Origin of the sequence: Sphingobium sp. IP1 (genome assembly GCF_002708645.1) — a bacterium.
Classification (GTDB): domain Bacteria; phylum Pseudomonadota; class Alphaproteobacteria; order Sphingomonadales; family Sphingomonadaceae; genus Sphingobium; species Sphingobium yanoikuyae.
Genome location: NZ_NOIW01000122.1, coordinates 1 through 14,683 on the forward strand (window position 1 = coordinate 1; position 14,683 = coordinate 14,683).

The following is a 14,683-nucleotide window of genomic DNA, read 5'->3' on the forward strand; positions in this document are numbered from 1 at the left end:
GGCAAACAAAAGCTCGTCGTCCGCATCGCTCTCGCCCAAAAGCTCCTCGTCAGGCTCAATGCCAAAATGCGCGATCCCCGACTTTCAATCCCTCTGACCTATTGACGAGACAGATAGTCGCTCCCGCCTGCGGGAGGGGAATGGCAAGCCCCGCCCCTAGACCTTGGCTGGTGCGCGGCTGCGGCGCAGGGCGAGCAGCAGGCCGATGCCACCGGCAAGCAGCAGAAGGTCGACCAGCAGTCCCTGCCCGCCTGCCAGCAGCGGTGCGCCGTGCAGCAGCGCGACCGCCAGCAGGCCTGCGACCAGCGCCCATTGCAGGCCGCGCGACAGACGCGGACCGGGGAGCGCCTTGGCCATGCCGGCGGCCAGCACCGACAGGATGGTGAGGACCAGCCAGGCCAGCGGTAGCGACACATGCGGCAAGGCGAAGGCCAGCGCGGCGGTGAGGACCAGGATGACCGGCTGGCCCCAGCAGATCGCCGCCCAGATCCGTTCCCATTGCGGCGCCGGTCGGCCGCGATCGCGGCGGCGGGCCAGCCAGATCGTCACCCCACTCGACGTGACGATGCAGAGCGCAATGCCAAGCAGGCCATAGGCGATCCGCACCGGCATGCCGCCGAACCAGCCGAAATGCAGCTGGCCGATGCCGCTCAGCATCCGGGTGCCGGCGACCAGATCCTGCGGCCGTTCCTGATGGAGCAGTTGCCCGCGCGCATCATATTGCACCTCATCCTGCTGGGTCAGCAAGTGCGGCCGGCCGCTATGGATCGAGATGCGCATATCGGCGCGGCCGGGTCGTTCGACCATGATATTGTCCGCAACGGCCGCCGGCGCGCGGGCGCGGGCATCGGCGATCAACCGGGCGATATCGGGAATGGGCACGGCACGCGCGTCAACCTTGGGCGGCGGATCGAGGAAGAGTTCATAGACCTTCCCCATGTCGCCGCGATAGAGCAGCATCGCCAGCATCGCGACGATGATGGTGCTGAGGCCCAGCAGCGCGCCGGTCAGCGCCAGGGTGAAGTGAAAGGGCAAGGCCCAGATGCCGAGGCGATTGTGCAGATCCGCCTCCTGCAGGCGGCGCGAACCGCCCAGGCGCAGGTGGAAGGCATCGCGCAGCACGCGCGGATGCGCCAATATACCCGACACCAGGGAGGAAAGCAGCGCCACGCCGGTCAGGCCGACGATGAACTGCCCCCAACTGCGCGGCAGATGCAGGTTGATATGGAGGTGGATCAGAAATTCGGTCCAGACCGCTTCGAGATCGGACAGCGCACCATCGGCCGCCACAGCCCATTTATGCTCATAGGTCGCGCTGAAGGCCGTGAGGCTGGCGCCATCCTGTTTCGCGGTGGGAAGCGACAGATAGAGGGTGGTGTCGGCCGGCGCGCGTCTGGCCGCTTCGGCGATGGCGCGCGCGGCCGAGGCATCCGACAGGCTGGTCACCACCGGCGTCGCCGGCACTTCCCACCGTTCCAGATCGGCCGCGAATACGGCAACCGTGCCGGTCAGGCAGACGATATAGATGATCGCGGCAAAGGCCAGGCCCAGCACCGAATGGCTGCTGAGCACCGATCGCACCGTTTCGGGCGACAAGGGCCAACGCCATTTCTTTGCCCGGCTGTTGGTCTGGACGCTCTGGTCGTTCATGCGGCCCCTCCCAAGGCGGCGAGGCCGAAGCCAATGATGCTGGTGCCGACCAGCACGGCGGTGGCGCGGAGCAGGCGGCGGTCCGCCAACGTCCAGGTCATGGCCAGCCCCCACAGGATCGGCAGCAACAGGCCGCCAAGCACGATCCGGGTGCGCGGATCACCGGGCAGATAGACGGTGACGCAAAAGGCCACACCCATCGCCGCCGTCATGCCGAGCGGCCCGGCGAGCAAGGCGCGGAGCACCCCGCGCCAGAAGCGGCCCGGTTCCTCCAGCGGCTCGGGCGCGACATCGCCATCGCGCACCCGCGCCGCCTTGCGCCGGACCCGACCGAACCAGATGATGGCGAGCGCGCCGATCCCCTCCATCGCCAGTCCCAAGGCCAGCCCCTTGACCGGCCCGATCAGCAGGAAGGCAGCGACCAGCAGGCCGATCAATACGGCCCATCCCGCCAGCAGCAGGCCGAGCACGGAGCGATCCCGCCGCACCCAGGAGCGGCGCAACAGGGCAGCGCCCAGGGCGCCGCCGGCGATGAGCAGCAGGCTGGCGAGCACGATCACCAATGGACGCTCGCGCCGACGCCAACGGTCTGGGGTTCGCCCAGGATCGCCTGATGGATGGCGGCATATTGGTACTGCATATAATCCTCGTTGAGGATGTTGCGGGCGAAGACGAACAGTGACCAATGATCGGTTTCATAACCGATCCTGCCATTCACGACCGTGCGGCCGCCGACCTTGTACTGGCCCTGATCCTGACCGACGCCGGTGAAGACCGACGAACGGTAATTGGCGTTGAGATTGGCGACGAAGCCCGGCCCGAACTGCGCATTGATGCCGCCCGACAGGGTCCAGCGCGGCGCATAGGGGAATTGGGTGTCGGTGAGGTCAACCGTGCTGGTCGCCCCGGCGGGCAGGACGAAATCGGTGAATTTGGTGCGGACATGGCCGACCGAGCCATAGAGATCGATGCCGCGCGCGATAGTGGCATTCGCTTCCACCTCGAACCCGTAAAGATGCGATCCGGCCGCGTTCACCGTGTTGTAATCATAGGCATTCTGGCCGAAATAGGCGGTGACCTGCTGGTCCTTCCACGTCATGTAGAAGGCATTGGCATTGAGCGTCAGGCGCCCGTCCAGCCATTTGGAGCGCAGCGAGCCTTCATAGTTCCAGCTATATTCCGGATCATAGGCGACCAGCAGGGCGCGGGCCGGGTTCTGGCTGGAGCCGCCCGAGCGATAGGCGCGCTGGACGGTGAAGGCGGTGGTGAGGTCCGGCGTCCAGTCCATGCTGATCCCCGCCTTGGGCAGGAAGGCGTTGAAGCTGCGGCTGTTGGACGCCAGCGGCGAGGAGGCATCGTCGACCAGCCCCAGAACGCCCTGGTTGATCAGCGAAATGATCGGGGCATAGGCCGCGCCGAGGAAATTGGGATCGGGCAGCGTGCCGTTGAAGGTCGCCACGGTTTGCGCGGCATAACGGTTGCGCTCATGATCGTAGCGGAAGCCGCCGATCAGGGTCAGCCGGTCGGTCAGCTTGAAACGGGCATCGCCGAACAGCGCCATCGTCTCCACCTTTTCGGGCTGGTCGGCCGAATAGGCGACCGGGATGACCGGCAGTTGCGCCGCATAGGCATTGCTGAGGAAGGTCGCCTGCGCCGCGGTCGCGCCATTGGCGCGCAGCAAGGCGGCGATGGTGGCGGTCGGCGTATCGATGTTCACCCGGCTATTCTGGTCGATGCTGCCGGTGCGGCGATAATACCAGGCACCCAGCAGGCCGCTCAGCCGTTCGCCATCATAGTTTAGGCGCATTTCCTGGGTCAGGGTGCGGTAATTATAGCGATTGTCGATCGCCTGGATATCCTGCGGCGTGCCGTCGGTATCGATCACCGAATGAACGCGCGAGCGGTTCCAGGAGGTGACGCTCGACAGTTTCAGCCCCTGGGCCAGCGGATAGCTGATGTTGAAGACGGCAAGGTCGCTGTCGATCTTGCCGCGGCTGGGCTGGTCGCCGGTGGCGATACGGTGATTGAAATAATTGGGCACATCGGTGCGGGCATATTCGTAGAGATAGCCGCCGTCTCGCCGCACGCGATTATAGCTGGCGACTGCCTCCAGCCCCGGAATGGCCTGGGGCGTCCACTTGATCTTGCCGCGCAGATTGAGCGATTCCAGCGCGTCGCTATATTCGTCGCGGGTGACATTGTAGATGAGGCCGCGATCGTTGCGGCGCTCGGCCGACAGGCGGATGCCCAGTTCATCCTTGATGATCGGTCCGCCGATCGCGGCGGAGAAGGTGCGATCATCATATTCGCTCCACAATACGCGCGCGTCACCGCCCCAGCGGGTCAGCGAGGGATCCTTGCTGGTGATGACGATGCCGCCGGCCAGCGCGTTGAGGCCCTGGATGGTTGATTGCGGGCCACGCAGCACTTCCACCTGCTGCACATCCCACAGGTCGGTCGGGCCGCCATAGAGCGCCCATTTGGGCACAGGCGCGCCATCGACATAGACGCTGGCGGCATCCGCCTGCCCGCCCGCGCCGACGCCGCTGTTGCTGATGCCGCGGATGGTGAAGCCGGACGAACCATAGGTTTCGGACAGGTTGGCGGTGCGGTTATAGACGTCCTGGATGGTGATCAGCGCCTCGCGCTCGATCGTCTCGGGCGTGACGACGGCGATGCTGGTCGGGGTCTGCTGCAGGGTGCGGGCGCTCTTTTCGCCGGTGACGATGATGTCGGCGCGGGCCTGGTCCATATCGGCATCCGGCGCCTGCCCCGCCAGCGCCGGGCTGGTCAGGGCAGCACCGGCCAGTGCGACGATCGCCGCCCCGGAAAAGAAGAAAGACGACCGCACCATATAATCCCCCAAATATTCTTGGCGGCGCCATATTTGAGAACGCTAACGCGAGTCAATGTCATTATATGAATGGACTATTGCTGTCGCCTGCCCGGCACCATCCCTGCCCCACTGCCGGCCCAAGAAAAAGGGCCAGCCACCTCGTGCAGAAGGCGGCTGGCCCGTGACGGCGCGACCCGAAAGGACAGGCTACATTTTCACGCGCGCGCCGAACTGGAAGGTACGGCCGAAATGGTTGTACTCATAGTTGCGATTGGCATCGAGGTCGGTGTAGCGGCCGCGATATTCATCGGTCAGGTTGATGCCGTCGAGGGTGAATTCCAGCCAGTCGGTCGCCTTGTAACGGACCGAGGCATCGACATTGACGGTCGAATTATAGCCTTCGAACACGTTGCCGGTGCCGCTGTTCTGGTCGCTGTAAGGCCCGCGATAGCTGGCCGAGACGCGCGCGCTGAAGCGGTTGTCGTCATAATAGAGGGTGCCGTTATAGGCCCGCTTCGACACGCCGAACAACGTGTTCTCCCGCGCGACATTGACCAGGCCGCCACCCGGCACGACCGCCGGCCCCGACACATTATAGGTCGCGTTGGAGTCGATGAAGGTCGCGTTGGCCAGGATGCCGAAATGCTTGAAGATGCCCGGCAGGAAGGTGAAGGGCAGCTGCAGCGCGATTTCCGCCCCTTTGAGCGAGGCGCCGGTGCCGTTGACCGTGGTCGCGATGGTCCAGATCGGTTCGGCCTGCAGCGCGGGATTGAGCGCGGCGGGCGAGGAACTGACCAGCACCGAAGCCGGCAGGCCGGTTTCCGCGAAGGTCGCGTTGGAAATGGTCGCGGCGACCGGGAAGCTCTGCACATCCTTCTTGAACAGGGCGACCGAGAAGAGCGACTGGGGCGCGAAATACCATTCGACGGCGAGGTCATAGGCGGTCGCACGATAGGGGTTGAGATAGGGATTGCCGTAGCTGACACGATACTGGAAGCCGTCGGCCGAACCACCCGGCGTCAGGCTGCCCAAGGTCGGGCGGGTCATCACATCGGCCACCGCCGCGCGAATGACCAGCTTGTCGGTCGGGAACAGGGCCAGGTTGGCGGCCGGCAGCCAATCCTCATAGCTGCGCTTGATCGTCACCGGGATGCCGCCGTTGAGGCCGGTCGAGCGCTGGTCGGTCTTGGCATAGCGCATGCCCGCGTTCAGCGCATATTCGAGGCCGAACAGGTCGCCCTTGGCATCGAACTGGAAATAGCCGCCGGTCACTTCCTCGCGCACCGACCGGTTGTTGCCGACGTCGAGCGCCAGCGCGCGGTCATAGAGCTTGGTGTAAGCGGTCGCCGTGTCGAGGTTCGGGATCAACCACTGGGTGGTGGTGCCCGACGGCTGGCCCGCCTTGCCCAGGGTGAAGAGTTCGCTCAATTCCGGCGTGGCCTGGAAGCCATAGACGGCGCTCGGGCCGAACAGGCTGGTCGGCGAGCAGGTGATGGTGCCGAGCACCAGATCCTTGCCGCCATTGCCGCAGACCGCGGTATCACGCTGATAGCCGACGGTCTTGAAGTCGAACCGGCGCCACATCGAACCGACCTTCACGGTCAGCCCCTCCGCCGCGTCCCATTCGGTGCGCAGTTGGGCGGTCTTGAACCGGTTGGTGGTGTTGGACGGACGGTCGCGGATTTCGGCGAGCTGGAAATTGGCCGGATCGGTCACGCTGGTGCCGAAGGTCAGCTTGGGATGCTTCATGTCGCTATAGTCATAGCTATAACCCTGGGCATCGCGATCGTCGAAGACCACCGTGGTTTCGACCGGAATATCGGCGTTGGACTTGGACAGACCGCCCAGCAGGGTGAAGCGGAACTTGTCCGTCACATCCTGGTCCCAGGTGCCGCCGACCTGATAGAATTCGGTGCTCGACTTGCGCAGATAATGTTCGGTGCGGACCCAGGCATCGTTGAGCGTGGCCGAGATCATGTTGCCATTATCGTCATAGACCGGATTGACGACATTGATCGACCGCTCGTTGGAGCGCAGCAGCACTTCGCCCCATTTTTCCTCGCGGGTTTCCTTGAAGCGCGAATAGAGGCCGTCGATCGAGATCTTGGTCGCGTCGGTCGGCGCGAACTGGACCGATCCGGTCAGACCCAGCCGCTCGCGATCATGGCGCACCTCGCCATAGCGCGGGATGCGGGGGTGGAAGGACAGCGCGGCCTGATCGCAGGCTGCGCTGGCGCGATAGGTGCCGCCCGAATTGGGCTGGGTGAAGCAGGCCGTGCCATCGACATTGTCGAAGCGGGCCTGGGCCCAGCGCACGCTATTATTGCCCAGCTCCTTGGTATCGAGGGTCGAATAGGCCGCCGAAAGGGCGACGCCGAACCGGCCGTCCGCCGATTTCCAGGACGCGATGCCGGCCAGGCGCGGCCCCCAATTCTTGGCCAGATCATTATAGGAGGCGGTCGCCGAACCGACGAGGGTCAGCCCTTCCTTGCCACCGAGCGGGTTGCCGGTGTTGAGATCGACCACGGCGCCCAGCGAGCCTTCGTCCAGCGAGGCTTCGGCGGTTTTGTGGACAACCAGCGAACTGAACAGCTCTGACGCGAAGACGTTGAAATCGAACGAGCGATCGCGGTTCGAGCTGGCACCATCGGTCGAGGTGGCGACCGTTTCCAGCCCGTTGACGCGCACGCGGGTGAACTGCGCGCCAAGGCCGCGCACGGTGATCGCGCGCCCTTCGCCGCCGTCACGCTGAATCGAGATGCCGGGGATGCGCTGCAGGGATTCGGCGAGATTCTGGTCGGGGAACTTGGCGATATCCTCCGCCACGATCGCATCGACCGAACTGACCGACTGGCGCTTGAGGTTGATCGCCGCGCCCAGCGACTGGCGGAAACCGGTGACGATGATGTCGGATTCCTGGGCTGCAACATCCGCCTGCCCCTGATCCGGCGCAACCGCGGCATCGCCCTGCACGGACTGAGCCTGGGCCTGAGCGGCGGAAACGCAGGCGATGGCGCATGCCAGGGTCGAGGCTGCGGACAGCCATTTCCGGGCGGACGAAGCCTGTACGAACGCAATCATAGAAACATCCCTCCATATTTCCGCCACGCCTCTTTGGGGGTGCGGCCCGATGTTGTCCCCTTGAAGACACCGGTGTCAGAAACTTGTGACCCGACTGCGGATCAATGTCAATGATCATTGCGGCAATTATGTCTGAAGCGGCCAAGCCAGCGTCCAAGGCGATTTTCTGCGCCCTCCTGTCGGAAAAGCGTCCATATCGAGCCATTTTGCACCGCAATATGGGCCACATGGTGTAGAATGACGGAGCGCAGCCCGCACCTTCACCTCGCTGCCACAATGACTGCAAACAGATTCGACACCGGTGTCAAATTGCTTGCATCATCGCCGCCGCGGTGCAAGTCTGGCCAGGAGAGGAGCCTTCGGAAGCATGAAAATAACCGCCAGACTGATCGCCCTGCCGCTTGCCGGCCTTGCCCTGATCCCCCTGCCAGCAACCCTATCCGCCGCCTCGGCCAAGACCAGCGCATCCAGCGCAACGACTGCGTTTCCGGGCGCCGTCGGCTGGGCATCGCCCACGCCCGGCGGCCGGGGCGGCCGCGTCATCCGCGTGACCACGCTGGCGGCCGATGGCCCTGGCAGCCTGAAGGCGGCGCTGGAGGCGAAGGGCCCGCGCATCGTCGTGTTCGAGGTCGGCGGCGTCATCGACATGGCGCGCCAGACCATCACCATCCGCGAACCCTATCTGACCATTGCGGGCCAGACCGCCCCCTCCCCCGGCATCACCCTGATCCGATCGGGCATCGACATCGCCACCCATGACGTGATCATGCGCCATATCCGCGTGCGCACCGGTGTGGACGACCAGCCGCTGCTGAGCGGATGGGAGGCGGACGCCATGTCGGTGGTCGGCGGCCATGACATCATCGTCGACCATTGCAGCTTCACCTGGGCGATCGACGAGAATATGTCGGCGTCCGGCCCGCGCTTCAACGGCAAGACGCCCGACGAATGGCGCGCCAACACGGCGCACAACATCACCTTTTCCTATAATCTGGCGGCAGAGGGCCTGGCCAATGCCAGCCATCCCAAGGGCGAGCATAGCAAGGGCACGTTGATCCACGACAATGCGACCAACATCCTGATTTATCGCAACGTCTACGCCCATAATGTCGAGCGCAACCCGCTATTGAAGGGCGGCGTCCATGCCGCCGTGGTCAACAACATCATCTATGATCCGGGCGAGCGCGGCGTGCATTATAATCTGATGGCGCTGGAATGGGGCGAACATCCCTATCAGAATGGCAAGCTGGCGGCGGTCGGCAATGTCATGCGCGGCGGCGTATCGACGGCGACCGGCCTGCCCTTCCTGACCTTGGGCGGCGACGGCGACCTGGAATATTATGGCAAGGACAATCTGGCGGTCGATAAGTTCGGCAAGCCATTGCCGATGTTCGGCCGCTATGGCGAGACCAAGGCCAGGCTGATCGAGACGCAGACACCGCCAACCTGGTGGCAGGGGCTGGACGTTCTGCCGGTGCGCGATGTCGAGACCCATGTTCTATGGCGCGCGGGCGCTCGCCCCTGGGACCGGGATGCCGACGACCTGCGGGTGCTGTTTTTCGTCGCCGAAGGGCGCGGCGAGATTATCGACAATGAGAAGCAGGTCGGTGGCTATCCCAAATTCGCACCGACCCGCGCGCCCTTTGTCGAGGGCGACTGGAATCTCGACACGATGGAGCCGAAATCGGGCCGCTATCCCGGCCAGAAGGACGAGACGACCGAGCATCTGTCGGACCGCGACAAGATGATGCGACAGGAGCCAAAGCCATGAGCCTGATGCTGTTGCTGGCGGCCGCCGCCGCGCCGCCGATGGTGGTCGTCGACGAGCGCAAGGTGATGCGGGATGAGCCGCCGCCCCATGGCGAGATCGGCATGTCGACCGCCTATCGCATCAGCGATGCCGTGCCGCAGCCGCGCAGCATGGAGTTCCGCAAGCGCGTGCTGCATGTCGGCGCGGCGATCGGCGTCCATCCGATCGCCCATGACGAGGTCTATTATGTCCTGTCGGGCGAAGGGGTGGTGACGTCCGACGGCGTGGAAAAGCCGCTGACGCCGGGCATGGCTGCCTATCTGTACAAGGATGCCAAGGTCGGCATCCGGCAGGTCGGCAAGGAACCGCTGGCGCTGATCATCAGTTATCCGGTGGTTCACTGACCCGACAAGTCACCAGGCGCGCGGCACATTGCCGATGCGCTTGGCGACATCCGCCTCGATCGCGTTGAGCTCGGCCTGACTGAGCACGCCCGACAGCATCAGCCGGCGCATCAGCTCATCAACCAGGGCAGCGAGAAAATGCAGCTCGCCGCGTTCCGAGACATAATCGACATCCTGGGTATCCATGCGGTTCCTCCAACTGCATGGGCGGACTCAACGCGCCCGCCCCCTTTTGGTTGCGGCCCGGCAACGAACGGCGTTCAACTGCCCGGCTGAATATAGGGGACGCGGGCGAAGAGTTCCCGCTCCCAGCCGCGCGGATCGCTTTCCACATGGCTGTCGACATCGACGATCATCGTCTGCCGCCGGTCCAGCCGATATTGCGGCCAGGGCGTCATCCCGGCGCCATTGGGATCACCGCGCCGGGCGAAGGCGAGGAAACGCTGCATCAGCGCGCGCGAGGCGGCCTGGGCACCTGCGCCCGTGCCGGTGAAGCTGCCCGGTGCCTCCAGCGTGCCAAAGGCGAGTGCGATGTCCATGGTGTGTGGCGCGCCGCGTTCGGGCTGGGTCGGCGAGGCGAAATCGACCTGATAGACCCAGGTTGGCGCATCGGCGCGGGCGCGCGCCTCCGCCTCCAGCACCTGCCCCGGCCAGCTGCGCCCGGCCGTGGTCGCGGCATAGAAGATGCGCTCCGCCGACCAATCGGGATAGCGCGCGCGATATTGGGCGACGATCCATTCGGGCGACAGGTCCATGCGCAGTTCCGGCGCGATCCGGGCGGCGAGATTGGACCAGTCCAGCCCTTTCAGCTTGGGGCCATGGGGATCGATGAAGGCACGGGTCTCGTCATGGGTGTTGCCGAGCATCATCGGGATCGCCTGCGACTGGGGCGGCGCATCGGGCCAGAAGGGATGGCGCGCGAGATGCGTCATGTCGAGCACCGGCCCCATATAGAGGCCGCCACCCAAGATCGGGTCTTGCGCTGCCAGCCCCTCCACCAATTGCGCGGTCGAAAGTGACAGCAAAGATGACAGGTCATCGGCCTTCACGCCCAGTCCGGCGAGATAGGCCTGCGCCCGCTTCGTCGCGTTGAGCGGGCCGGACGCCGTCACCTGCTGCCCGCTCATGGTGATGGCACGGTGGAACAGGCCGGCGGCGGCAGGCATCGCCATCATCGTCGCAATCTTGGCGCCGCCGCCCGACTGACCAAAGACCAGGATATTGCCGGGATCGCCGCCAAAGGCCGCGATATTGTCGCGCACCCATTGCAGCGCGAGGATGAGGTCGAGCTGGCCTGCATTGCCGCTGTCGGCGAAGCGCGGATCGAGCCGGGCAAGATAGAGATAGCCGAAGATGTTGAGCCGATGGTTGACGGTCACCACCACGACATCACCCTGCGCCGCGAGCCGGTCGCCATAGGTCAGCGGATCGACCACGGAGCCGTTGGAACTGGCGCCGCCATGGATGTAGAGCATCACCGGCCGTCTGGCGCGCGGGTCCGGGCCAGGGGTCCAGATATTGAGGAACAGGCAATCCTCGCTCTCCGGCTCCTGCTTGCCCTGTTGCGGGCAGGAGGGCGCGAAGGCGCTGGCATCGGCCGTGCCGGTCCACGCTTCCGGCGCGCGCGGTGCCTGGAAGCGGCGGGGCGCGGTATCCCGACCATAGCGCAGGCCGCGAAAGACATGGAGGCCGCCCTCACGGGTGCCGGCGACCCGGCCCTTGCGGGTGGTCACGATGCTGGCGGTGGCGGCATGGGCCGGGCGAGCGAGACTGTTGCCCAGCAGGGCGGCGGCCCCGGTCAACGCGCTCCGTCGGTCGATATCGGGCATCCGTCCTCCTGTGATGAAACGGGAGGCTGAGCCCTCCTCTTGGATCGGGGTTGTCCTGCGCCCGCCTTGAAGCAACGGGCGCAGGACGGGATATCAGCGGGCCAGCCAGCCGCCATCGACGGCGAGGACATGGCCATGGATATAATTGGCCGCCGGCGAGGCCAGGAACACGGCGGCGCCGCCAATGTCGCTCGGGTCGCCCCAGCGGCCGGCCGGGATGCGCTCCTGGATCTGGCGGTTGCGGGTCTCGTCGGCCTGCAGCGCGGCGGTGTTGTTGGTGGCGATATAGCCCGGCGCGATCGCGTTGACGTTGACGCCTCTGGCCGCCCACTCGTTCGCCAGCAGCTTGGTGAGGCCGGCAACGCCACTCTTGGACGCAGTATAGCTCGGCACCCGGATGCCGCCCTGGAAGGACAGCAGCGAGGCGATGTTGACGATCTTGCCACCGCCCTGTGCCAGCATATGCCGCCCGGCCGCCTGGGCCAGGAAGAAGGTGGACTTCAAATTGGTGTCGATCACCGCGTCCCAGTCTTCCTCGGTGAAGTCGACGCTGTCGGCGCGGCGGATGATGCCGGCATTGTTGATCAGGATGTCGAGCCCGCCCAGCTTCTCGATCGTCTCGTCGACGACGCGCTGCACCGGCTCGATGCTGGAAAGATCGGCCGAGACGATCTCCGCCTTGCGGCCGAGCGCCCGGACCTTCTCGACGGTCTCTTCCGCCGGGGTGCGGCCGACCGCCGCAATGTCGGCGCCGGCTGCCGCCAGCGACAGCGCGATCGCCTGGCCAATGCCGGTATTGGCGCCAGTGACGATGGCGACCTTGCCACCAAGATCGAAGATAGTGCTCATATAAGCTCCAAATCCCCCTCCCTTCAGGGAGGGGTTAGGGGAGGGTATGTGAGGGGAGAGGGCGTGACAGCCTCCCCCGTCCGGCTCAGGCTAGCTGGCAGATGTCCAGCACGTTCATGTCGGTATAGTCCTGGTTCTCGCCGGCCATCGCCCAGATGAAGGCATAGGATTTGGTGCCCGAGCCCATATGCACCGACCAGGGCGGCGAGATCACCGCTTCCTCGTTTGCCATGACGATGTGACGCATCGCATCGCCCTCGCCCATATAATGGAAGACGCGGTCGGCATCGCCATCCAGCTCGAAATAGAAATAAATCTCGCTGCGGCGCTCATGGATGTGCGGGGGCATGGTGTTCCACACCGAACCGGGCTTGAGCACGGTCAGGCCCATGACCAGCTGCGCGCTGTCGCAGATGCCGGGGATGACGAGCTGGAAGATGGTGCGCTCGTTGGATTCCTCCAGGCTGCCGCGTTCCAGCGCATTGGCGTCGGCGATGCCGAGCTTGCGGGTGGTGAACGCCTTGTGCGCCGGGCAGGAGGCGAGATAGAAACGCGCGCCGGCGCCGGCGAACTCCACATCCTTCGCGCCCATCGTCACATAGAGGCAATCCTTGTTGCCGAGCGTGAAGACCTCACCGTCGACGGTCACGGTGCCTTCCACGCCCGAGACATTGACGATCGCCAGTTCGCGCCGCTCCAGGAACGGATGGCCCGCGGCCGAGGCCGGCTCGGTCTGCGCCGGCAGCTTCACCGGGGCATCGGCCACCGCCACGCCGCCGATCACGAAGCGCTCGGCATGGGTATAGTTCAGCACGCATTCGCCGTCACGGAACAGCCCGCCGATCAGATAGCGATCCCGCAGTTCCTCGTTCGACACGCACTCCATCATGTCGGGGTGGGTCGCATAATAGGTCTTGTCGAACATGATATCCTCGCCGGTTATTCGCAATTGCCCCTTGGGAAGCAAATTCGGAAACCGGTGTCAACCTTGGCGTGGATCAGCCCGATGCAGGCGCCACCGAACTGCGCCGGATCAGGGTCGAACTGAAGAGGGATGGCTCGCTGACCTCCGCCTCCTCACCGATGGCGGTGCCGATCAGCTTGAGTGCGGCGGCGCGGCCCATGGCCGCGATCGGCCAGCGCACCGTGGTCAGCGGCGGCCAGACGCGGGTGGTGAGCGGCGTATCGTCGAAGCCGATGATCGACAATTGCTCCGGCACCTCAATCCCGCGCAGCCGCGCCGCATAGAGGACGCCGGCCGCCATCTCGTCATTACTGGCAAAGATCGCGGTCGGCGGCGAAGTCAGATCGAACAGGTTTTCCGAAGCGGAAACCCCTGATTCAAAAGTATATTGCCCGTCCGCAACCAGGCTACGCGGCAGGCTGATCCCGGCTTCCGCCAGCGCCATTTCAAAGCCCTCGCGCCGTTCCTTGGCGGAACGGAAGCCATGCGGCCCGGCGATCAGGCCGATCCGCCGATGCCCCTGCGCGATCAGATAGCGCACCGCATCGGCCACCGCATCGCGGTCATTGGAGGCGACCATATGCTCCGGATCGTCGAGCAGCGCCGACCCCATGCGCACATAGCGACAGCCGGCATCGTCGAACAGCTTGGAAAGACTGTCATTTTCGGAGAGCGGCGGCAGCACGACAACGCCGAACAGGCGCTGGCGCGTCACGAAATTATGGATGTCCTCCATCACCATGGCCGCGCCCCTGTCCACCGGGCGCACCACCAGTTCGAACTCGGTGCCGTGCAGCGCCTCCAATATCCCCTTCTGCATGCTGAGCACCATCTGGGCATTGGGATTGTCATAGATGAGGCCGATCAGGAAATTGCGCCCCAGCGCCAGCGCACGCGCCTGCGGATTGGGGACATAGCCGGTCTGGCGGATGATTTCCTCCACCTTGCCGCGGGTTTCCTGGTTCAGCAGCGGCGATCGGTTGATGACCCGGCTGACCGTCTTCTTCGACACGCCGGCCATGCGGGCAATGTCGTTGATGGTCAGCTTGGCGGTGGCGCCCTCGTCCCTGGGTGTCTTTGTCATGCCCCTTTTATAGCGCGCTTATGCCCCGCAACCAGCGCAATATGCGTCGCTCGGCAAATCTATTGACACCGGTTACTCTTGCAGGCATCCCGAGAAGAAGAACCAGCCGAGAGGATCATCGTGACCGCCGCTTCCCCTGCCGCCATTGCGCGCGCCTTCGTCACCGCCCGACAGCAGGCGACGGGCTTTTCCGACTATCCCGGCCCGATCCCGCCCAGCCTGGCCGACGGCTATGC

11 protein-coding genes are annotated in these 14,683 nt (G+C 64.9%); 2 read left to right on the top strand and 9 right to left on the bottom strand.

The window, feature by feature from the left end; translation table 11 throughout:
- Positions 1-156: 156 nt before the first annotated feature.
- From CG471_RS25600 to CG471_RS25615, 4 genes are all read right to left on the bottom strand, one after another.
- Complete coding sequence (locus tag CG471_RS25600) at positions 157-1,650, bottom strand: PepSY domain-containing protein (protein ID WP_099234202.1); 1,494 nt, start codon at positions 1,648-1,650, stop codon at positions 157-159.
- Entirely contained in the window at positions 1,647-2,213 is a 567-nt protein-coding gene (locus CG471_RS25605; protein WP_099234203.1) for a hypothetical protein, read from the bottom strand. Before CG471_RS25605 ends, CG471_RS25600 begins: the two co-directional genes overlap by 4 nt.
- Positions 2,207-4,504 (bottom strand): TonB-dependent receptor, encoded by a 2,298-nt coding sequence (locus CG471_RS25610; protein ID WP_099234204.1) that lies wholly within the window; start codon positions 4,502-4,504, stop codon positions 2,207-2,209. Before CG471_RS25610 ends, CG471_RS25605 begins: the two co-directional genes overlap by 7 nt.
- 189 nt (positions 4,505-4,693) lie before the next feature.
- A complete protein-coding gene (locus CG471_RS25615; protein ID WP_099234205.1) occupies positions 4,694-7,567 on the bottom strand; it encodes a TonB-dependent receptor in 2,874 nt (957 codons plus the stop codon).
- A gap of 367 nt (positions 7,568-7,934) precedes the next feature.
- Here CG471_RS25615 and CG471_RS25620 point away from each other — a divergent pair, with 367 nt between their 5' ends.
- Positions 7,935-9,338: a polysaccharide lyase family 1 protein gene (locus tag CG471_RS25620; protein ID WP_099234206.1), complete on the top strand. Its 1,404-nt coding sequence runs from the start codon at positions 7,935-7,937 to the stop codon at positions 9,336-9,338.
- On the top strand, positions 9,335-9,721 hold the full coding sequence (locus CG471_RS25625) for a cupin domain-containing protein (protein ID WP_099234207.1): 387 nt from the start codon (positions 9,335-9,337) through the stop codon (positions 9,719-9,721). The genes CG471_RS25620 and CG471_RS25625 overlap by 4 nt, the downstream gene beginning before the upstream one ends.
- Before the next feature lie 9 nt (positions 9,722-9,730).
- Here CG471_RS25625 and CG471_RS30815 read toward each other — a convergent pair whose 3' ends face one another.
- The 5 genes from CG471_RS30815 to CG471_RS25645 form a co-directional block, all read right to left on the bottom strand.
- Positions 9,731-9,907, bottom strand: coding sequence for a hypothetical protein (locus tag CG471_RS30815; RefSeq protein ID WP_164488846.1), 177 nt, complete (start codon positions 9,905-9,907; stop codon positions 9,731-9,733).
- Positions 9,908-9,981: 74 nt separating this feature from the next.
- A complete protein-coding gene (locus CG471_RS25630; RefSeq protein ID WP_099234208.1) occupies positions 9,982-11,550 on the bottom strand; it encodes a carboxylesterase/lipase family protein in 1,569 nt (522 codons plus the stop codon).
- 93 nt (positions 11,551-11,643) lie between these two features.
- Positions 11,644-12,399, bottom strand: coding sequence for a 2-dehydro-3-deoxy-D-gluconate 5-dehydrogenase KduD (kduD, locus tag CG471_RS25635; RefSeq protein ID WP_099234209.1), 756 nt, complete (start codon positions 12,397-12,399; stop codon positions 11,644-11,646).
- Positions 12,400-12,484: 85 nt separating this feature from the next.
- Positions 12,485-13,324, bottom strand: coding sequence for a 5-dehydro-4-deoxy-D-glucuronate isomerase (kduI, locus tag CG471_RS25640; RefSeq protein WP_099234210.1), 840 nt, complete (start codon positions 13,322-13,324; stop codon positions 12,485-12,487).
- A gap of 73 nt (positions 13,325-13,397) precedes the next feature.
- Positions 13,398-14,447, bottom strand: coding sequence for a LacI family DNA-binding transcriptional regulator (locus tag CG471_RS25645; protein WP_004207757.1), 1,050 nt, complete (start codon positions 14,445-14,447; stop codon positions 13,398-13,400).
- Positions 14,448-14,683: the final 236 nt, after the last annotated feature.

Excerpts from the sequence above, each read along its gene's own strand:
- CG471_RS25600 (WP_099234202.1), bottom strand. The coding sequence starts at position 1,650 with ATGAACGACCAGAGCGTCCAGACCAACAGCCGGGCAAAGAAATGGCGT.
- CG471_RS25610 (WP_099234204.1), bottom strand. The coding sequence starts at position 4,504 with ATGGTGCGGTCGTCTTTCTTCTTTTCCGGGGCGGCGATCGTCGCACTG.
- CG471_RS25615 (WP_099234205.1), bottom strand. The coding sequence starts at position 7,567 with ATGATTGCGTTCGTACAGGCTTCGTCCGCCCGGAAATGGCTGTCCGCA.
- CG471_RS25620 (WP_099234206.1), top strand. The coding sequence starts at position 7,935 with ATGAAAATAACCGCCAGACTGATCGCCCTGCCGCTTGCCGGCCTTGCC.
- CG471_RS25625 (WP_099234207.1), top strand. The coding sequence starts at position 9,335 with ATGAGCCTGATGCTGTTGCTGGCGGCCGCCGCCGCGCCGCCGATGGTG.
- CG471_RS30815 (WP_164488846.1), bottom strand. The coding sequence starts at position 9,907 with ATGGATACCCAGGATGTCGATTATGTCTCGGAACGCGGCGAGCTGCAT.
- CG471_RS25630 (WP_099234208.1), bottom strand. The coding sequence starts at position 11,550 with ATGCCCGATATCGACCGACGGAGCGCGTTGACCGGGGCCGCCGCCCTG.
- kduD (WP_099234209.1), bottom strand. The coding sequence starts at position 12,399 with ATGAGCACTATCTTCGATCTTGGTGGCAAGGTCGCCATCGTCACTGGC.
- kduI (WP_099234210.1), bottom strand. The coding sequence starts at position 13,324 with ATGTTCGACAAGACCTATTATGCGACCCACCCCGACATGATGGAGTGC.
- CG471_RS25645 (WP_004207757.1), bottom strand. The coding sequence starts at position 14,447 with ATGACAAAGACACCCAGGGACGAGGGCGCCACCGCCAAGCTGACCATC.